This window comes from Pseudomonas kairouanensis, from assembly GCF_004682055.1.
Lineage (GTDB): Bacteria > Pseudomonadota > Gammaproteobacteria > Pseudomonadales > Pseudomonadaceae > Aquipseudomonas > Aquipseudomonas kairouanensis.
In genome coordinates, this window is the sequence record NZ_QUZU01000037.1 from 1 (window position 1) to 19,870 (window position 19,870).

Sequence of the window (19,870 nt, forward strand, 5' to 3'; positions counted from 1 at the left end):
GCGGTGTGTCAGTCAATGCATGTATTGCTGATCCACCGCATTCGCGAGCAAGCCCGCTCCCACATTGGTTCTGCGTCAATGCAGACTTCAATGTTCCATTGGCTCAAATCAAAAAATAATCCCGGCCTTCGACCTGGCCCCGGCGCAGCGGGTTCCGCGTGCAATACGGCGCGTAGCCAGCGTCGACGAAGCGGTACATCAAGTGCTCATCGCGCCCGCTGGGGATGCCCAGGCGGGTGGTCTGGATGATCTGGCTTGGGGTCTGCCCTACGTCTTGCACGAACAGTTGCTCCTGGTCGAAACGCTTGGCATCCCACATCGGCACCTTCAAGCCCAGGGCCTTGCACAACAATGTCTGGCCCGCACAGAGCTTTTGCGACGCGCGAGGGTGGCCGTTGGCATCCGGGTTGTTCACTAGCATTTGCGCCAGGCTCGCCGGGCCGGACAATTCGTCCACCCACGGGTAAGCCGATTTGATCAACACGGCATTGCCTGGCCCTTGTGCGCTGAAGTTCAGCGAATCACCGCCACGGGCGTAGTACATGTAGATGTGACCCCCGTCTAGAAACAAAGCCTTACGCTTTTCTGTGTAGCCGAGTGAGGCGTGGCTGCCTTTTTCGGCCACGTAATAGGCTTCGGTTTCAATAATTCGCGCCGAAAGCCAGATTTCACCGACGCGATGACGTATGACTTTTCCGAGCAAATCTTGCGCAAGGATTTGCGCATCCCGGTCGAAGAAGCCGTCGGGCAGGGCGCTGGCGGGGTGTTTGGGCGCTGGGCTGGGCATGGCGGTCAGGGGGTAATACGGCTAAATGTGACGGAATAGTAACAACTCCCCGCTTAATTACCGCTGAACGGCAGGTTTTTACAGTTCATTTCGACCATCCGCCCCTCACCGCTGTCAGTCAGGCGGCGTCACAGCTATAATCTGCCGCTTTCCTCCCTGCCAAGACTCCCTGACCATGACTGAGTCCGTTCTTGACTACATGACCCGCCTGGGTCGCGCTGCCCGTCAGGCCTCGCGGTTGATCGCCCGTGCGAGCACTGCGCAGAAGAATCGCGCCCTGCTGGCGGCCGCCGATGCTCTGGATGCCTCGCGCTCCGAGCTCACCGCTGCCAACGAGCTGGACCTGGCCAACGGCCGCGCCAATGGCCTGGAGCCAGCCCTGCTGGACCGCCTGGCGCTGACCCCGGCCCGTATCGACGACATGATCGAAGGCCTGCGTCAGGTGGCCAAGCTGCCTGACCCCATCGGTGAAATCCGCGATATGCGCTACCTGCCGTCCGGCATCCAGGTGGGCAAGATGCGCGTGCCCCTGGGCGTGATCGGCATCATCTATGAGTCGCGCCCGAACGTGACCATCGACGCCGCGAGCCTGTGCCTCAAGTCGGGCAATGCCACCATCCTGCGTGGCGGTTCCGAGGCGATCAATTCCAACCGCGCCATTGCCACCTGCATCCAGCAGGGCCTGGCCGTGGCCGAGCTGCCTGCCGAAGTGGTGCAAGTGGTGGAAACCACCGACCGCGCCGCGGTTGGCGCGTTGATCACCATGCCGGAATTCGTCGATGTGATCGTGCCTCGCGGTGGCAAGAGCCTGATCGAACGCGTCAGCCGTGATGCCAAGGTGCCGGTCATCAAGCACCTGGACGGCGTATGCCATGTCTACATCGACATCGCGGCCGATATCGACAAGGCCATCCGCATTGCCGACAACGCCAAGACCCATCGCTACGCCCCATGCAACACCATGGAAACCCTGCTGGTGCACGCTGGCATCGCCGAGCGCGTGCTGCCGCCGCTGGCTGCCATCTATCGCGACAAGGGCGTGGAGTTGCGCGGTTGCGTGCGCACCCGTGCACTGCTGGGCGCGGACGTGATCGAAGCTACCGAGCTGGATTGGTACACCGAATACACGGCGCCGATCCTGTCGATCAAGCTCGTCGATGACCTGGATGAGGCCATCGAGCACATCAACACCTACGGTTCCAAGCACACCGACGCCATTGTTTCCGAGCATTTCAGCGATGCGCGGCGCTTCCTCAACGAAGTGGACTCCGCTTCGGTGATGATCAACGCCTCGACGCGCTTTGCCGACGGCTTCGAATACGGCCTGGGCGCAGAGATCGGTATCTCCACCGACAAGCTCCACGCACGCGGCCCGGTTGGCCTGGAAGGCCTGACCAGCGAGAAGTACGTGGTGTTCGGCGATGGTCATGTGCGCACTTGATGGCTAAACGCATCGGGCTGCTCGGCGGCACCTTCGACCCCGTGCACATCGGCCATTTGCGCAGTGCCCTGGAAGTCGCGGATGCCCTCGCGCTGGATGAGTTGCGCCTGACCCCCAATTTCCGGCCGCCGCACCGCGATACACCGCAGGTGTCACCGCAGCAGCGCCTGGAAATGGTGCGCCTTGCCGTCGAAGGCATAGCGCCGCTGGTGGTGGACGACCGCGAGCTCAAGCGCGATAAACCGTCCTACACTGTTGACACCCTGGAGCTGATGCGCGCCGAGTTGGCCGCCGATGACCAGTTGTTTCTGCTTTTGGGCTGGGACGCATTTTGCGGCCTGCCCTCTTGGCATCGCTGGGAGGAACTCCTCCAGCATTGCCACATCCTGGTTTTGCAACGCCCGGATGCCGACAGCGAACCGCCGGATGCCTTGCGCAACCTGCTGGCCGCGCGGTCGGTAAGTGACCCCTTGGCCCTGACCGGACCAAGCGGGAATATTGCATTCGTCTGGCAGACCCCGCTTGCGGTGTCCGCCACCCAGATCCGTCAACTGCTGGCCAGCGGTAAGTCGGTACGTTTCCTGGTGCCTGACGCGGTCCTGGCCTACATCGATGCGCACGGGCTTTACCGTGCGTCGAACTGAAAAGGCGCGCTTGAACGTACGCACAGTCGTGCAGCGAGCGCCCGAACATACGAGCAAAACGAGTTTTATATGACGAACAAAGACGTAAGCAAAGTTAAGCGCAAAGGCACCTTCAAAAGCGCCCCGCTGCCAGTCGAAGCCCACACCGGCCCTGAGCTGGCTGGCGAAGAGCTGGTGAAAGTCGCCGTGGCGGCCCTGGAAGACGTAAAAGCCCAGGACATCCAGGTGCTGGACGTGCGCGACAAGCAAAGCATCACCGATTACATGATCATCGCCACCGGTACCTCCAACCGCCAGATCGGCGCGATGCTGGACAAGGTCCGCGAAGCCGTCAAAGCCCAAGGCGTCAAGCCACTGGGTGAAGAAGGCAAGGGCGACAGCGACTGGGTGCTGCTGGACATGGACGACGTGATCGTTCACATGATGACCTCCAACGCCCGTCAGTTCTACGACCTGGAGCGTCTGTGGAAAGGCGCCGAGCAGAGCCGTGCCGCCGATGGCAAGCACCACAGCCCGGAAGTGGGCCACGCGCACTTCGACAAGCTGAACAAAGACCAGGAATAAGGAACGGCTGTGCGCCTGCGCCTGATTGCTGTCGGTTCACGCATGCCCAAGTGGGTGGAAGAAGGCTGGCACGAGTATGCCAAGCGTCTGCCCGCTGAGCTGTCGCTGGAACTGGTAGAGATACCGCTCAACACCCGAGGCAAGAATGCCGATGTGGCCCGCTTTATCCGTCAGGAAGGCGAAGCCATGTTGGCCAAGGTCGGCCCCAACGAGCGCATCGTCACCCTTGAAGTGCACGGCAAGCCCTGGAGCACCGAGCAATTGGCGGTGGAACTGGACCGCTGGCGCCTGGACTCGCGCACCGTCAACTTCATGGTCGGCGGCCCCGAAGGGCTGGCGCCGGAAGTGTGCGCGCGGGCGGACCAGCGCTGGTCGCTGTCGGCGCTCACGCTGCCGCACCCGTTGGTAAGGATCCTGATCGGTGAACAGCTGTATCGCGCCTGGACAGTTCTGTCCGGGCACCCTTACCACAAATAGTCTGCGCCCCTCCCGATGACCCAGCCGATCCGTATCAAGGACCACGAGAAAGACGCACGTCTGGTACGCGCGCGTGTAGTCTTTGGCGCGTTTTTGGTAGTGGGATTGATCGGTGTGTTGATTGCGCGCCTGTATTTCCTACAGGTGATCCAGTACGACTACCACTCCACGCTGTCGGAAAACAACCGGGTGCATGTGCAGCCGATTCCGCCGACCCGTGGGCTGATCTTCGACCGCAATGGCGTAGTGGTTGCGGACAACCGACCCAGCTTCAGCCTGAGCATGACCCGCGAACGTTCCGGCGACTGGCAGCAGATCCTCGACGTGATCGTCGAGGTGCTGCAGCTGACGCCGGAAGACCGGGTGATCTTCGAAAAGCGTATGAAGCAGGGGCGCCGGCCATTCGAGCCGGTGCCGATCCTGTTTGAGCTGACCGAAGAGCAGATCGCCCGGATCGCGGTGAACCAGTTCCGTCTGCCGGGTGTGGAAGTGGTGGCGCAATTGGTGCGGCACTACCCGCAAGGGCCGCACTTTGCTCACTCTGTCGGCTACATGGGGCGGATCAACGAGAAAGAGCTCAAAAGCCTCGATCCCGTGAACTACAGCGGCACCCACCATATCGGCAAGACCGGCATCGAGCGTTTCTACGAACCCGAGCTGCACGGTCAGGTGGGTTATGAAGAAGTCGAGACCAACGCCCGTGGCCGCGTGCTGCGGGTGCTCAAGCGCACCGACCCGGTGCCGGGCAAAGACATCGTGCTGAGCCTGGACATCAAGCTGCAGGAAGCGGCAGAGATGGCCCTGGGCGGGCGGCGTGGCGCAGTGGTGGCCCTGGACCCGAAGACCGGCGAAGTACTGGCGATGGTCAGTCAGCCGAGCTTCGATCCCAACCTGTTCGTGACGGGCATCAGCTTCAAGGCCTATGCCGAGTTGCGCGATTCCATCGACCGGCCACTGTTCAACCGCGTACTGCGCGGCCTGTACCCGCCGGGCTCGACCATCAAGCCGGCGGTGGCGATTGCCGGCTTGGACGCGGGCGTGGTCACGGCCTCCAGCCGGGTGTACGACCCTGGCTACTACATGCTGCCCAACTACGATCACAAATACCGTAACTGGAACCGCACCGGTGACGGTTATGTCGATTTGGACACCGCGATCATGCGCTCCAACGACACCTATTTTTACGACCTGGCCCACAAGCTGGGCATCGACCGTTTGTCTGCCTACATGGGCAAGTTCGGCCTGGGTCAGAAAGTCTCCCTGGATATGTTCGAAGAGTCCCCTGGCCTGATGCCATCGCGGGAATGGAAGCGCGCGACCCGTCGCCAGGCGTGGTTCCCGGGCGAGACGTTGATCCTCGGTATCGGCCAGGGCTATATGCAAGCCACACCGTTGCAACTGGCCCAGGCCACGGCGCTGGTGGCTAACAAAGGCATCTGGAACCGTCCGCACCTGGCCAGGACCATCGAGGGCGAAAAACCGGTGGACGACAACCCGATCCCGGACATTGTGCTGCGTGATGCGTCGGACTGGACCAAGGTCAACCACGGCATGCAGCAGGTGATGCACGGCGCCCGTGGCACCGCGCGCAAGGCGGCGGTCGGCGCCCAATACCGTATTGCCGGCAAGAGCGGCACCGCCCAGGTAGTGGCGATCAAGCAGGGCGAGAAATACGACCGCACCAAGGTTCAGGAGCGCCACCGTGACCACGCCCTGTTTGTTGGCTTCGCCCCGGCGGATGACCCGAAAATCGTGGTGGCGGTAATGGTCGAGAACGGTGAATCCGGCTCCGGCGTTGCCGCCCCCGTGGTGCGCCAAGTGATGGACGCCTGGCTGTTGGCCGACGACGGCAGGCTCAAGCCCGAATATGGCGGCCCCCCTTCAAGCACCGAGGTTACGGCCAGTGAAGAGTAATTTTGACCGCATCCTCTCCAGCGAGGATGTGATGCGTCGCCGTGCGACGTTGCTGCAGCGCATGCACATCGATGGCCCGCTGCTGATCCTGTTGCTGACCCTGGCGGCCGGCAGCCTGTTCGTCCTGTATTCCGCCAGCGGCAAGAACTGGGACCTGCTGATCAAGCAAGCCTCGTCATTCGGCCTGGGCCTGCTTTCGATGGTGGTGATCGCCCAGCTGGAGCCACGTTTCATGGCCCGTTGGGTACCGTTGGGCTACGTGGCCGGTGTGTTGCTGCTGGTGGTGGTGGACGTGATGGGCCACAACGCTATGGGCGCGACCCGCTGGATCAACATTCCAGGGGTGATTCGCTTCCAGCCGTCGGAATTCATGAAGATTCTGATGCCAGCGACCATCGCCTGGTATTTGTCCAAGCGCACCTTGCCGCCGCAGCTCAAGCATGTGGGCATCAGCCTGATCCTGATCGGCATACCGTTTATCCTCATCGTGCGCCAGCCGGACCTTGGCACCTCGTTGCTGATCCTGGCCGGCGGTGCGTTCGTGCTGTTCATGGGCGGCTTGCGCTGGCGCTGGATCCTCAGCGTGCTGGCCGCTGCCGTGCCCGTGGCCATCGCGATGTGGTTCTTCTTTATGCACGACTACCAGAAGCAGCGGATCCTCACGTTCCTCGATCCGGAGAGCGACCCCCTGGGCACCGGCTGGAACATCATCCAGTCCAAGGCGGCCATCGGCTCCGGCGGCGTATTCGGCAAAGGCTGGTTGCTGGGCACCCAGTCGCACCTGGACTTCCTGCCCGAGAGCCACACTGACTTCATCATTGCGGTGATGGGCGAAGAGTTCGGCCTGGTGGGCATTTGCGCGCTACTGCTGATCTACCTGCTGTTGATTGGTCGCGGCCTGGTGATCACTGCCCAGGCGCAGACGCTGTTCGGCAAACTGCTGGCCGGCGCCTTGACCATGACCTTTTTTGTTTACGTTTTCGTCAACATCGGTATGGTCAGTGGCCTGCTGCCGGTGGTGGGGGTGCCGTTGCCATTCATTAGCTACGGCGGAACTTCGCTGGTGACATTGCTGTCAGCGTTTGGGGTTTTGATGTCGATTCATACGCATCGCAAATGGATCGCACAGGTTTGAATAAGGTGAAGATGTCAATGCAAGTAATGCGCGGCTGGGCGACTCGGCATGCGTCCTGGATGGGCCTGATTGGCCTGCTGGGTGCAACGCAAGAGGCGCAGGCCGGTGACTACGATGGTTCACCCCAGGTCGCCGAATTTGTCGGTGAAATGACCCGCGACTACGGTTTTGCCGGTGAGCAACTGATGGGCGTGTTCCGCGAGGCGCAGAAGAAGCAGGCGATCCTCGATGCCATCTCCCGCCCGGCCGAGCGCGTTAAACAGTGGAAGGAATATCGCCCGATGTTCCTCACCGACGCCCGCGTGGCCCGTGGTGTGGATTTCTGGCGCCAACATGAGGCCGTGCTGGCCCGTGCCGAGCAGGAATACGGCGTGCCGGCCCAGGTGATCGTGGCCATCATCGGCATTGAAACCTTCTACGGCCGTAATACCGGCAGCTACCGGGTGATCGACGCACTGTCGACCCTGGGCTTCGACTACCCGCCACGGGCCGATTTCTTCCGCAAGGAGCTGCGCGAATTCCTGCTGCTGGCCCGTGAAGAGCAGGTTGACCCGCTGACCCTCAAGGGTTCCTACGCGGGCGCGATGGGCTTGCCGCAGTTCATGCCGAGCAGCTTTCGCGCCTATGCGGTGGACTTTGACGGCGACGGCCACATCAATATCTGGAGCAACCCGGACGATGCCATCGGCAGCGTGGCCAGCTACTTCAAGCGTCACGGCTGGGTAGAGGGTGAACCGGTGGTGATCCGCGCCGATGTCACCGGCGAACGTGCCGATGAAGGCCTGACCCAGGGCATAGAGCCAGCCAAGACGGTCGGGGAGTTGCGGGCGCTGGGCTGGTCGAGTCAGAATGCGCTGCCGGATGACATGCCGGTGACAGCGTTCCGTCTCGAAGGCGAAAACGGCCCCGAATACTGGATGGGCCTGAAGAATTTCTACGCAATCACGCGTTATAACCGCAGTGTGATGTACGCCATGGCCGTGCATCAGCTGTCAGATATGCTGGTCCAAGCACGGGGCAACAAGTAATGCGGGTATCGCCGATCAAACAACCGCTCAAGCTGGTGGCGTTCGCCGCGTTGTCCCTGCTGATCGTCAGTTGCTCCACCAGCCGCGCTCCGACGCAGAAGGGCGGTACTGCCGTGCGTTCCCAGCCGGGTCTGGATATCAACCGCGCGCACAAAGACGGCGCGCCGTGGTGGGATGTGGACGTTTCCAAGATCCCGGATGCCACCCCAACCCTGCACACCGGCCCGTACAAGGCCAACCCGTATACGGTGCTGGGCAAGAATTACTTCCCGCTGCAAGAATCCAAGACCTACGTGCAATCGGGCACGGCGTCCTGGTACGGCACCAAGTTCCACGGCCAGAACACCGCCAACGGCGAAGTGTATGACCTGTACGGCATGAGCGCGGCCCACAAGACCCTGCCGCTGCCCAGTTATGTGCGCGTGACGAACCTGGACAACAACCGCACGGTGATCCTGCGGGTCAACGACCGTGGGCCGTTCTATTCTGACCGCATCATCGACTTGTCCTACGCTGCGGCGAAAAAACTCGGTTATGCCGAAATCGGCACGGCGCGGGTCAAGGTCGAAGGCATCGACCCGGCGCAGTACTGGGCTCAGCGCGGCAAGCCCGCACCCTTGATGCTCAACGAGCCACAAACCCAGCAACCGCAAGTCACGGCGTCGACCGGCAAGATCGAGCAGTGGACGCCGCCTCCTGCGCAGCACGCACCGGATACGGTGGTGGTGCCCCACGCAGCGCCTGGCGCCTCCATGGCCGGTGGTCAATACCTGCAGGTCGGCGCTTTCGCCAACCCGGATGCGGCAGAACTGTTAAGGTCCAAGCTCAGCGGCATGGTCAACGCGCCGGTTTTCATCAGTTCCATCGTGCGTAACCAGCAGACCCTGCACCGCGTGCGCATGGGGCCGATTGGCTCGCCAAGCGAAGTCGCACAAGTGCAGAACAGCGTGCGCCTGGCAAACCTGGGGCAACCCAGTGTCGTCACCGCCGAATAACAAAAGATTGAAGGTTCGGGCCTGCATGGGCTTGAACCTTGGTTGTTGGCTCGTTGAACAATAAAACCCAGGGGCAAGGGGTGAGCGGGCAACCGAACACGGGGCAGTCTGGAAGCGGGCTGTCTGAATAGTTTTGCCCGCGAGGGCAAGTTTCCATAAGCAATTTCGAGAGACGGATGAACATCACCACCTTAGCCAAACGCACGTGCCTGCTTCTTTCGCTGATCATCACCCCGGCCGCCTGGGCGGTTGAAATGGTGCCGGCTTCCCCGCAACTGGCTGCCAAGGCCTGGGTCCTCATGGACGCCGCCAGCGGCAACGTGCTGGTAGAGAGCAACGGTGACCAGCGCCTGCCACCGGCCAGCCTGACCAAACTGATGACCGCCTACATCGCGACCCTGGAAATCCGTCGCGGCCAGATCGGCGAGAACGACCCGGTTACCGTCAGCGAAAACGCCTGGCGTACCGGCGGCTCGCGCATGTTCATCAAGGTCGGCTCGCAAGTGACCGTGAGTGACCTGCTGCACGGCATCATCATCCAGTCCGGTAACGACGCCAGCGTGGCCCTGTCCGAGCACATCGCCGGCAGCGAAGATGCGTTCGCCGACATGATGAACAAGACAGTGGCTGACCTGGGCATGACCAACAGCCACTTCATGAACCCCACCGGCCTGCCAAACCCTGAGCACTATTCGTCGGCTCACGACATGGCGATCCTGGCCCGCGCGATCATCCGCGTCGACCCGGTGCACTACGCGATCTACTCCCAGAAGGAGTTCTTCTGGAACAACATCAAGCAACCTAACCGCAACCTGCTGCTGTGGCGCGACAAGACCGTTGACGGTCTGAAAACCGGCCACACCGAAGAGGCCGGCTACTGCATGGTGTCGTCCGCTGTACGTGACGGCCAGCGCCTGATTGCCGTGGTATTTGGCACCAACAGCGAGCAGGCCCGTGCGGCCGAGACGCAAAAGCTGCTGACCTACGGTTTCCGCTTCTTCGAAACCCAGACCTTCTACCAGAAGGGCGCCGAACTGGCGACCGCACCGGTCTGGAAGGGCGCGACCTCCCAGGTCAAGGCCGGCCTGGCCGAAGACCTGACCCTGACCATGCCTAAAGGCCAGCTGAAAAAGCTCGCTGCCAGCATGACCATGAACCCGCAATTGGTAGCCCCAATCGCCAAGGGTGACGTGATCGGTAAAGTCGAAGTGAAACTGGACGACAAAGTGGTGCACAGCGCCGACCTGATCGCCCTGGACGCTGTTGACGAAGGTGGTATCTTCCGCCGCGTGTGGGATAGCATCCGTCTATTCTTCTACGGCTTGTTCAACTGACACCCAGCATCTGCAAAGCCCCGCGTTGATCCGACGCGGGGCTTTGTTGTCGCCAAGGCTTACGCTTACGAGGCCGCTACGCCATGACCGATACCGAAGTAAAGGCGCCAAAGATCGAATTCCCAGTGACGGACTATCCCGTCAAAGTGATCAGCGATACCGGCGTGGGCAACAAGGACAAGATCATCGCGATCGTGCGTAAACACGCGACGATCAACGACAACCGTGTGGACGAGCGCTCCAGCACCAACGGTAAGTACACCACGATCCAGTTGCACATCGTTGCGACCGGCCAAGACCAGCTCTACGACATCAACAGCGAACTGCGGGCCACTGGCTTCGTGCACATGGTGTTGTGATGTCACAGGTATTGGGCTTTCGCGAGCTCGGCCAGATGGACTACGAGCCCGTCTGGCACGCCATGCAGCGGTTCACCAACGAGCGCGGCAACTCGGCTCCTGATGAAATCTGGCTGGTGGAACACCCGCCGGTGTTTACCCAGGGCCAGGCCGGCAAGGCCGAGCATCTGTTGGTTCCGGGTGATATTCCGGTGGTGCAGGTCGACCGAGGTGGCCAAGTGACTTACCATGGCCCCGGACAACTTGTCGCATACCTATTGCTGGATGTGCGCAAACTGGGCTTTGGCGTGCGCGACCTGGTGAGCCGTATGGAAGCTTGCCTGATCGAGCTGCTGGGCAGTTACGGCGTGAGCGCCGCGGCCAAGCCCGATGCCCCCGGTGTGTATGTGGATGGCGCGAAAATCGCCTCGCTGGGCTTGCGGATTCGCCACGGTTGTTCGTTTCATGGCCTGGCCTTGAACGTGGACATGGACCTGGCGCCTTTCCGGCGCATCAACCCCTGCGGCTACGCCGGGTTGGCGATGACCCAGTTGAGCGAACATGCAACACCGATTAAATTTGCCGAGGTAAGTGCCCGGCTGCGTGCGCAGCTCGTCAAACACCTCGACTATGCTGAGCAGACGACCCTTACGGGCGGAATCGACTGATTATGACTACTGATGCAGTGCAAACCATGATCCCGACGCTGGACGTTACCGACCGTCCGGCCCCGGCCCCGCGTGCCAAGGTAGAAGCCGGCGTCAAGCTGCGCGGCGCCGAGAAGGTTGCACGCATCCCGGTGAAGATCATTCCGACCACCGAACTGCCGAAGAAACCCGACTGGATCCGCGTGCGCATCCCGGTTTCGCCGGAAGTCGACCGTATCAAGGCCCTGCTGCGCAAGCACAAGCTGCACAGCGTGTGCGAAGAGGCGTCCTGCCCCAACCTGGGCGAGTGCTTCTCCGGCGGCACCGCCACCTTCATGATCATGGGTGACATCTGCACCCGTCGTTGCCCATTCTGCGACGTTGGCCACGGTCGGCCGAAGCCGCTGGACGTCAACGAGCCGGAAAGCCTGGCCATCGCCATCGCCGACCTGCGCCTCAAGTACGTTGTAATCACCTCGGTAGATCGCGACGACCTGCGTGACGGCGGTGCCCAGCACTTTGCCGACTGCATCCGCGAAATCCGCAAGCTGTCGCCGAACGTGATGCTCGAAACCCTGGTCCCGGACTACCGTGGCCGCATGGACGTGGCGCTTGAAATCACTGCCGCCGAGCCGCCGGATGTGTTCAACCACAACCTGGAAACCGTGCCGCGCCTGTACAAGGCCGCGCGTCCGGGTTCGGACTACCAGTGGTCGCTGACCCTGCTGCAGAAATTCAAGCAGATGATGCCGCACATTCCAACCAAGTCCGGCTTGATGCTGGGCCTGGGCGAGACCGACGAAGAAGTGATCGAAGTCATGAAGCGCATGCGCGAACACGACATCGACATGCTGACCTTGGGCCAGTACCTGCAACCGTCCCGCAGTCACTTGCCGGTGCAGCGTTTCGTGCACCCGGACACCTTCGCCTGGTTCGCCGAGGAAGGTTACAAGATGGGCTTCAAGAACGTGGCGTCGGGCCCGCTGGTGCGTTCTTCGTACCACGCTGACGAGCAGGCCAAGCTGGTCAAGGCGAGCCTGGTTTCGTAATACGGATCTGGACAATGCCGCTTATCCAATGTGGGAGCGGGCTTGCTCGCGAAGGCGGTGTTTCAGTCACCTATTTTTTGACTGACACACTGCATTCGCGAGCAAGCCCGCTCCCACATTTGGTTTGGCGCTGTTAGAGGGAATTGTGTATGACCACCGCCGTACCCGCACTACGTGCCGGAGGCACCATTGCCCTGATCGCTCCCGCCGGCCCTGCCGCACTGGACGTCGAAAAAGCCGGGCAATGGATGCGCGCCCGTGGCTACGACCTGCGAATCTTCCCCGGTGTCTATGAGCGAGACGGCTACCTCGCCGGTAGCGATAAAACCCGTCTCCACGACCTCCACACCGCCTTCGCCAACCCCGAAATCGACGCCATTTTCTGCTTGCGCGGTGGCTACGGCACCCCACGCCTGCTCGATAGCCTTGATTTCGACCTGCTACGGGCCAACCCCAAGCCTTTGGTGGGTTACAGCGATATCACCGCCCTGCACCTGGCCATCAGACGCTACGCGGGTTTCGTGACCTTTCACGGCCCCATGCTCAATGCAGACCTGCTGGGCGATAAGCAACAGCCAACCGAGTCCTCACTGCTGAGCATGCTCCGTGGCCAGCTGGGCGCCGGTAGCGAGCTGGCTCACCCGGTGGCCTATCCGTTGACCACCATCGCGCCTGGCATTGCCTGTGGGCGCTTGTTGGGTGGCAACCTGTCGATGATCGCTGCAGTCATGGGGACGCCCTTCGAGATAGACGCCGAGGGCATCATCCTGCTGATCGAAGACGTCAACGAGCCGATCTACCGCATCGACCGTCTGCTGACGCACCTGCGACTGGCGGGCAAGCTGGCGCAAGTGGCCGGTGTGTTGGTGGGGGATGTGGCGGGGGTGGATAACGTCGCGCTGGAGCGTCTGTTGAAGCAGACCTTTGAGCCGTTGTGCATTCCGGTGTTGGCGGGGTGGCGCAGTGGGCATTGCGACCCGAACCTGACGTTGCCGATGGGGGCGTTGGTGCGGTTGGATGCGGGGGAGCAGCGGCTGGTGCTGGAGCAGGATGTGGTGTTCAAGGTCTGAGTTTGTTGCTGTCTGTTAAACCGCTTTCGCGAGCAAGCCCGCTCCCACATTTAACCGTGTACATCCTTTGGAATGCGGTCGAATGTGGGAGCGGGCTTGCTCGCGAAGGCGCCAGTAGCCATATGCAGGTCTAACGGTTCTGCAATGACTCCAACAGCTTCACCGTCGGATACCCATCCGCCGGCCATCCCAGCGACTGCTGCGCCGCACGAATCGCCTTGCGCGTATTGGCACCGATAATCCCATCCGGGTTGCCCGCGTCATAGCCGTTGTTGTTCAGCGCGGTTTGCAGATCGATACGCTGTGAGCGACTCAGTGGCAGTTCATCCTTTGGCCAGTCACCACGAATCACACCGCCGCCGCCAAAACGCTCCGACAGCAAGCCCACCGCCAGTGCGTAGGACGACGAGTTGTTGTACTTGAGGATCGCGCGGAAGTTATCCAGCACCAGGAACGCCGGGCCACGGTAACCGGCCGGCAGCAGCAGGGCGGCGGACAGTTGGTCGACGTTGGGCGGCATGTTTGCGCCAACGGGCAGCTGGATACCCAGCTTCATCCACTCGGCAACGGTTTTGCGTACACCGCCATCGGCCAGGGCGTAGTCGAAGTTCGCGGGCAGCTGTTTCACCTCGAAGCCCCACGGCTGGCCTTTTTGCCAGCCGGAGCTTTGCAGGTAGTGCGCGGTGGAGGCGAGGGCATCGGCGGGGCTGTTCCAGATATCGCGGCGACCGTCGCCGTCGAAGTCCACGGCGTGGGTGTTGTAGGTCGTCGGGATGAATTGGGTCTGGCCCATGGCGCCGGCCCAGGAACCTTTCATCTGGTCAGCCTGGATATCGCCGTGCTGGATGATCTGCAATGCCGCCAGCAATTGCGCCTGGGCGAACGCCGGGCGACGACCTTCATAGGCCAGGGTCGCCAGGGAGCGGATCACCGAGTTGTTGCCCTGGAACTGCCCGAAGTTGCTTTCCATGCCCCACACCGAGACCAAGGCCTGGCGGTCTACGCCATAACGTTGTTCGATGCTTTGCAGGATATCGGCGTATTTCACCAACAAGGCCTGGCCATTGCGCACGCGCACCGGCGACAGGGCGCCGTCGAGGTATTCCCACACCGGGCGGGAGAATTCCGGCTGGCTGCGGTCGGCGCGGATCACCGCCATGTCGGGGGTGACGTTGGCGAAGGCATTGTCGAACACAGCGGCGGTGATGCCGGCTTGCAGGGCTTGCGCGCGGAAACCAGCCTGCCACTCGGCAAAGGTCAGGGTTGGTTGGATATCCAGGTTGTCTACCGCCAGGGGCGCCACCACAGCGGGGGCCACGACCGGCGCGGTCTGGAGTTGCGGCAGGGGTTGGGCGTCGGCAGCGGTGGGTTTTTCCGCGCAGGCGACTAGCAGAATGAGGCTGGAGGCAGCGATCAATTGGCGAAGGTGCCAACGACGGGAAAGACAAGAGGGCATGCACAGGTCCAGGGATTACAAATCAGGTGCAGACCTTATCATGCCAGAGGGGCGCTTGCCTTCAGGCAGCCAGAAAGTAAGAAGCCTCCCAGCTATTAGACTGGAAGGCTTCGCGGCGGTAGCTGCCTTTGCCCTTGCCGGCGCGTTCCTGACGGCTGCGGAACAGTGGCTGGGCGATGATGGATTTGGCCTTGTTGGGGCCATGCTTGGATGGCTTTTTGCTCATGGTGGTTACTCTCGTTGGGTGGTTGGAGCGGTGCAAATCATCTGCCGAAGTTCTGCCGCTGTAAAGCCCGGCGAAGTGTAGGAAAAGTGGGCACGGTCAAAACTGTGGGAGCGGGCTTGCTCGCGAATGCGGTGCGTCAGACCCTGATGTGTTGAATGGCACGCCGCCTTCGCGAGCAAGTCGAATCGTCGCACCGCCGCTCCCACATTGGATTTGTGGTGTTTTTGAGAGACGGGTTTATTCGGCAGGCAGGGTCAGGCGCTGCCCGGCCATCAACAGCGACAAACGGCTCAAGCTCATCCACGGCGAACCCGCCGCTTGGCCCTTGATCTGCGCATCGATGCGCTGCGCTTCCAACAACAATTGCGCCCAGCGTTGCGCCGAGTGCCGTTGCAGGGCTTTGCTCATCAAAGGTTTGCGCTTGTCCCACACCGGTGGCCGGGCCTGGCTGAAGCACTTGTCCAACGGCGTGCCCTGGCTGTATTGCAGGGCAATATTGGCCAGTACCCGCAGTTCCCGGGCCAGGGCCCAGAGAATCACCGGTGGTTCCACGCCTTCTCCACGCAGGCCTTCGAGCATGCGCAGGGCGTGGGCGGGTTCGCCGTTGAGGATCGCATCCACCAGCCCGAATACGTCAAACCGTGCACTGTCCGCCACTGCGCCCTGTACGGTCTCGACGGTGATTTGCCCGTCTTCGGCCATCAGCTTGAGCTTTTCGATTTCCTGGGCGGCGGCCAGCAGGTTGCCCTCCACCCGAGCAGCGATCAGCTCGACGGCATCTTGTGTCGCCGACAGCCCCGATTGGGACAGGCGCTGGCGAATCCACTGCGGCAGCTGATTGCTGTCCACCGGCCAGATCTGGATGAACTGGGTGTGCGCGCCTTCGACCAGGGCCTTGCCCCACTTGGTTTTCTGCGCACTGCCATCGAGCTTGGGCAGGCTGATCAGCAGCACCGTGTCTTCGGCGGGGCGCGAGCAGTACTCCATCAACGCAGACGCGCCCTTGTCGCCAGGCTTGCCCGAAGGCAGGCGCAGTTCCAAGAGGCGTTTTTCGGCAAACAGCGACATGCTCGCGCCGGCTTGCAGCAACGTTCCCCAGTCGAAACTGGCGTCGGCGGCAAATACCTGGCGCTCATCAAAACCTTGCTGGCGTGCGGCGGTGCGGATGGCGTCGGCGGCTTCCTGGCACAACAGCGGGTCATCCCCACTGACGATATAGACAGGCGCAAGGCCACCTTGCAGGTGTTTGGCGAGTTGGGCGGGGGCGAGTTTCATAGGCGGGGCGAACGGGGCACCAGGGGTGCCCCGTCTGGCTTACTCGACAGGGACTTCAACAGGCGACTGTTTCGGCGTGTTGTCTTCGTATTCTTTCGCAGCTTTTGCCGCATCGGCGTCAGCCTTGGCCTTGTCGTCAGCGCGTTGCTGCAAGGTCTCAAGTTGCTCCGGGCTCAGCATCGACAGGCGCAGCACCATGCGTTGTACCAGTTCACGGCGCATCTCTTTGCGCACCTGCTGGATTTCGGAGTCCGAACCCACCAGGTTGTTGCCGTCATGGCTCACGACTTTCTGCACCTGGATGTTGTCACCCATCAATGGCAGGTGGTCGCGGCCCTGGATTTCGAAATTGAGCACAGTGCTCAGTTCGATATCCGACGCACGGCCGGCACTGGCGTAGCTCAGGTTGCGCTGGGTTTCTTTCTCGTTGGCCAGGAACAGCTTGTAGGTCGCGCCGGTGTAGACGTGAACGCCGCTGTTCTCAAGCACTTGGCGCAGCTGGGTCACGGTTTCGCTGTAGGCGTCGCGGGCGCTGACGTCCAGTTCCTTGATCGCCAGGTCGTTGGTGCCGGTGCCGCGCAGCTGGAAGCCGCAAGCGCTCAGCAGTACGGCAAGGCCCATAACCAGCAGGTTGCGTTTGATCATTTTGTTGCTCCCCTTGAAACCATGTGGGCCTTATCGAGGCCCTGAAGGCTTTGTTCGGCGTGGGGCTTGGGCCCCACGCCCGATCCGATTAGCTAGCGACGATATTGACCAGTTTGCCAGGCACCACGATCACTTTGCGGATCGTCAGGCCTTCGGTGAAGCGCAGCACGTTCTCGTTGACGCGTGCGACGGCTTCGACTTCTTCGCGCGTGGCGGTGGCGGGCATGTCGATCTGGCCGCGCAGTTTGCCGTTGACCTGGATAACCAGCTGCAGCGTGTCCTGGACCAGCGCGCTGTCATCCTGCACCGGCCAGCGTGCGTCGATGACGGCATCGCTGTGACCCAGGCGGTTCCACAGGTCGTGGCTGATGTGCGGGGTGATCGGTGCCAGCAGCAGGGTGACTGTTTCCAGGCCCTCGTGCATCAGCGCGCGGTCCTGTTCGCTGGCTTGCGGGGCTTTTTCCAGCACGTTCATCAGCGTCATCACCTGGGCGATGGCGGTGTTGAACTTGTGGTTCTGGCCCACGTCCTGGCTGGCTTGCTTGATGGCCAGGTGGGTGCTGCGGCGGATGACTTTCTGCTCGTCGGTCAGGCTGGCCACGTCCAGTTTGCCCGGCAGGCCCTGGCTGATGTGCGCGTGGGCCAGGCGCCAGACGCGCTTGAGGAAACGGTGCGAGCCTTCAACGCCGGAGTCGGACCATTCGGCGCTCATGTCAGGCGGCGAGGCGAACATCATGAACAGACGGCAGGTGTCGGCGCCGAACTGGTCGATCATCGACTGTGGGTCAACGCCGTTGTTCTTGGACTTGGCCATCTTCTCGGTGCCACCGATTTCCACCGGCAGGCCGTCGGCGATCAGCTTGGCGCTGATGACCTTGGCTTTGCTGTCGCGCTCAAGCTCCACGTCGGCCGGGTTGAACCAGGTGTAGGCGCCATTGGCTTCACGGCGATAGTAAGTCTCGGCGACCACCATGCCCTGGGTCAGCAGGTTCTTGAACGGTTCATCGGAACTCACCAGACCTTCGTCGCGCATCAGTTTGTGGAAGAAGCGCGCGTACAACAGGTGAAGGATGGCGTGTTCGATACCGCCGATGTACTGGTCCACCGGCAGCCAATGGTCGGCCGCGGTTTTTTCCACCAGGCCACCCTCGTAGTGCGGCGAGGCGTAGCGGGCGTAGTACCACGAGGACTCGACGAAGGTGTCCATGGTGTCGGTTTCACGCTTGGCAGGCTGGCCGCATTTGGGGCAGCTGCACTCGTAGAACTCGGGCATGCGCGCCAGGGGCGAGCCGGCGCCGTCCGGCACCACGTCTTCGGGCAGCACCACTGGCAGTTGGTCTTCCGGTACCGGCACGTCGCCACAGCTTTGGCAGTGGATGATCGGGATCGGGCAGCCCCAGTAGCGTTGGCGGCTGATGCCCCAGTCGCGCAGGCGGAACTGGGTGCGCGAGGCGCCCAGGTTCTTCTTGATCAGGGCCACTTCCATGGCGTCGAAGGCGCCCTGGAAATCCAGGCCGTCGAACTCGCCGGAATTGATCAGCGTGCCGTGCTCGCCGTAGGCGTCTTGCCACGGGGCCGGGTTGGTGTCACCGGCGCTGGTGCGTACCACGGACTTGATCGGCAAGTTGTACTTGGTGGCGAACTCGAAATCGCGCTCGTCGTGGGCAGGCACTGCCATTACTGCGCCATCGCCGTAGTGCATCAGCACGTAGTTGGCGACCCATACCGGCAACTTCTCGCCCGTCAGTGGGTGCTCGACGAACAGGCCAGTCGGCAGGCCTTTTTTCTCTTGGGTGGCGACGTCGGCCTCGGCCACGCTACCGCCTTTGCATTCGGCGATGAACGCCTGCAACTCAGGGTTGTTCTGTGCGGCTTGGGTGGCCAGCGGGTGCTCGGCGGCCACGGCGACATAGGTCGCGCCCATCAGGGTGTCCGGGCGGGTGGTGAAGACTTTGAGTGCGCCAGCCACGCCAATCGAATCGACGTTGTACGGGAACTGCACTTCCATGCCCTTGGATTTGCCGATCCAGTTGCGCTGCATGGTCTTGACCTGTTCAGGCCAGCCCGGCAGGTCGTCGAGGCTCGACAACAGTTCATCGGCGTAGGCCGTGATCTTGAAGTAGTACATCGGGATTTCGCGCTTTTCGATCAGCGCGCCGGAACGCCAGCCGCGACCGTCGATCACTTGCTCGTTGGCCAGTACGGTCTGGTCGATGGGGTCCCAGTTTACGGTGCCGCTTTTTTTGTAGATCACGCCTTTTTCGAACAGGCGGGTGAACAGCCATTGTTCCCAGCGGTAGTAGTCCGGCTTGCAGGTGGTCACTTCGCGGGACCAGTCCACGGCCAGGCCCAGGCTGCGCAGCTGGTTTTTCATGTAGGCGATGTTTTCGTAGGTCCACTTGGCGGGCGCTACGTTGTTCTTCATCGCGGCGTTTTCCGCCGGCATGCCGAAGGCGTCCCAACCCATGGGTTGCAGGACGTTCTTGCCTTGCATGCGCTGGTAGCGGGAAATCACGTCACCGATGGTGTAGTTGCGCACATGCCCCATGTGTAGCTTGCCGCTGGGGTAAGGGAACATCGATAGGCAGTAGTAAGTCTCCTTGCCTGGCTGTTCACTGACTTCAAAGGACTTTTGCTCGTCCCAGAAGGTTTGGGCGGCATTTTCTATTTCACGGGGCTGATATTGTTCGTGCATGGCTACTTTTGAACTGAATAGGGGTGGCCTAATCCTCTTCGGTGCAGGACTCGGGGAGATCGACACCCAAAATCGGCGCGTCCGTACCCAAACCCTGCGGGAAGTGGAGTTACAGGAAGCGCCGTAGCATACATGACCCCACTCTATCGA

19 protein-coding genes are annotated in these 19,870 nt (G+C 61.7%); 13 read left to right on the forward strand and 6 right to left on the reverse strand.

What is annotated here, in order from left to right; translation table 11 throughout:
- Nucleotides 1-103 precede the first annotated feature (103 nt).
- The gene (locus DYL59_RS23610; RefSeq protein ID WP_135291341.1) at nt 104-787 is read right to left on the reverse strand and encodes a DNA-3-methyladenine glycosylase; all 684 of its coding nucleotides are present in this window, start codon (nt 785-787) and stop codon (nt 104-106) included.
- A gap of 175 nt (nt 788-962) precedes the next feature.
- Between DYL59_RS23610 and DYL59_RS23615 the strand changes: the two genes are divergently transcribed.
- The 13 genes from DYL59_RS23615 (at nt 963) to DYL59_RS23675 (ending at nt 13,423) form a co-directional block, all read left to right on the forward strand.
- On the forward strand, nt 963-2,228 hold the full coding sequence (locus DYL59_RS23615; protein WP_135291342.1) for a glutamate-5-semialdehyde dehydrogenase: 1,266 nt from the start codon (nt 963-965) through the stop codon (nt 2,226-2,228).
- Nucleotides 2,228-2,872, forward strand: a complete 645-nt coding sequence (gene nadD / locus DYL59_RS23620) for a nicotinate-nucleotide adenylyltransferase (protein WP_135291343.1) — start codon at nt 2,228-2,230, stop codon at nt 2,870-2,872. Before DYL59_RS23615 ends, nadD begins: the two co-directional genes overlap by 1 nt.
- A 69-nt stretch (nt 2,873-2,941) precedes the next feature.
- Nucleotides 2,942-3,436, forward strand: coding sequence for a ribosome silencing factor (gene rsfS, locus DYL59_RS23625; RefSeq protein ID WP_010206793.1), 495 nt, complete (start codon nt 2,942-2,944; stop codon nt 3,434-3,436).
- A gap of 9 nt (nt 3,437-3,445) precedes the next feature.
- Complete coding sequence (rlmH, locus tag DYL59_RS23630; RefSeq protein WP_003176297.1) at nt 3,446-3,913, forward strand: 23S rRNA (pseudouridine(1915)-N(3))-methyltransferase RlmH; 468 nt, start codon at nt 3,446-3,448, stop codon at nt 3,911-3,913.
- 15 nt (nt 3,914-3,928) lie between these two features.
- Entirely contained in the window at nt 3,929-5,827 is a 1,899-nt protein-coding gene (gene mrdA / locus DYL59_RS23635; protein WP_135291344.1) for a penicillin-binding protein 2, read from the forward strand.
- A 31-nt stretch (nt 5,828-5,858) separates the two neighbouring features.
- Complete coding sequence (gene rodA / locus DYL59_RS23640) at nt 5,859-6,962, forward strand: rod shape-determining protein RodA (RefSeq protein WP_050572452.1); 1,104 nt, start codon at nt 5,859-5,861, stop codon at nt 6,960-6,962.
- Between the two features lie 17 nt (nt 6,963-6,979).
- Nucleotides 6,980-7,990, forward strand: a complete 1,011-nt coding sequence (gene mltB, locus DYL59_RS23645) for a lytic murein transglycosylase B (RefSeq protein WP_135291345.1) — start codon at nt 6,980-6,982, stop codon at nt 7,988-7,990.
- Nucleotides 7,990-8,985, forward strand: coding sequence for a septal ring lytic transglycosylase RlpA family protein (locus tag DYL59_RS23650; RefSeq protein WP_135291346.1), 996 nt, complete (start codon nt 7,990-7,992; stop codon nt 8,983-8,985). Before mltB ends, DYL59_RS23650 begins: the two co-directional genes overlap by 1 nt.
- 176 nt (nt 8,986-9,161) lie before the next feature.
- Nucleotides 9,162-10,319 carry a D-alanyl-D-alanine carboxypeptidase family protein gene (locus DYL59_RS23655; protein ID WP_135291347.1) on the forward strand — a complete coding sequence of 386 codons (1,158 nt, stop codon included), beginning with the start codon at nt 9,162-9,164 and terminating at the stop codon, nt 10,317-10,319.
- An 83-nt stretch (nt 10,320-10,402) separates the two neighbouring features.
- Entirely contained in the window at nt 10,403-10,678 is a 276-nt protein-coding gene (locus DYL59_RS23660) for a DUF493 domain-containing protein (RefSeq protein ID WP_135291348.1), read from the forward strand.
- Nucleotides 10,678-11,325: a lipoyl(octanoyl) transferase LipB gene (lipB, locus tag DYL59_RS23665; protein WP_135291349.1), complete on the forward strand. Its 648-nt coding sequence runs from the start codon at nt 10,678-10,680 to the stop codon at nt 11,323-11,325. The genes DYL59_RS23660 and lipB overlap by 1 nt, the downstream gene beginning before the upstream one ends.
- Nucleotides 11,326-11,351: 26 nt before the next feature.
- Nucleotides 11,352-12,353: a lipoyl synthase gene (lipA, locus tag DYL59_RS23670; protein WP_165448252.1), complete on the forward strand. Its 1,002-nt coding sequence runs from the start codon at nt 11,352-11,354 to the stop codon at nt 12,351-12,353.
- A gap of 149 nt (nt 12,354-12,502) precedes the next feature.
- Entirely contained in the window at nt 12,503-13,423 is a 921-nt protein-coding gene (locus tag DYL59_RS23675; protein ID WP_135291350.1) for a S66 peptidase family protein, read from the forward strand.
- A 130-nt stretch (nt 13,424-13,553) separates the two neighbouring features.
- Here the strand turns inward: DYL59_RS23675 and DYL59_RS23680 are convergent, their stop codons facing one another.
- The 5 genes from DYL59_RS23680 to leuS form a co-directional block, all read right to left on the reverse strand.
- Nucleotides 13,554-14,879: a lytic murein transglycosylase gene (locus tag DYL59_RS23680; protein ID WP_135291351.1), complete on the reverse strand. Its 1,326-nt coding sequence runs from the start codon at nt 14,877-14,879 to the stop codon at nt 13,554-13,556.
- 61 nt (nt 14,880-14,940) lie between these two features.
- Nucleotides 14,941-15,105, reverse strand: coding sequence for an alternative ribosome rescue factor ArfA (arfA, locus tag DYL59_RS23685; protein ID WP_003176285.1), 165 nt, complete (start codon nt 15,103-15,105; stop codon nt 14,941-14,943).
- Nucleotides 15,106-15,342: 237 nt separating this feature from the next.
- Entirely contained in the window at nt 15,343-16,380 is a 1,038-nt protein-coding gene (gene holA / locus DYL59_RS23690) for a DNA polymerase III subunit delta (RefSeq protein WP_135291352.1), read from the reverse strand.
- Between the two features lie 39 nt (nt 16,381-16,419).
- Nucleotides 16,420-17,025, reverse strand: a complete 606-nt coding sequence (locus DYL59_RS23695) for an LPS-assembly lipoprotein LptE (protein WP_135291353.1) — start codon at nt 17,023-17,025, stop codon at nt 16,420-16,422.
- 88 nt (nt 17,026-17,113) lie between these two features.
- A complete protein-coding gene (gene leuS / locus DYL59_RS23700; RefSeq protein ID WP_135291354.1) occupies nt 17,114-19,720 on the reverse strand; it encodes a leucine--tRNA ligase in 2,607 nt (868 codons plus the stop codon).
- Nucleotides 19,721-19,870 lie beyond the last annotated feature (150 nt).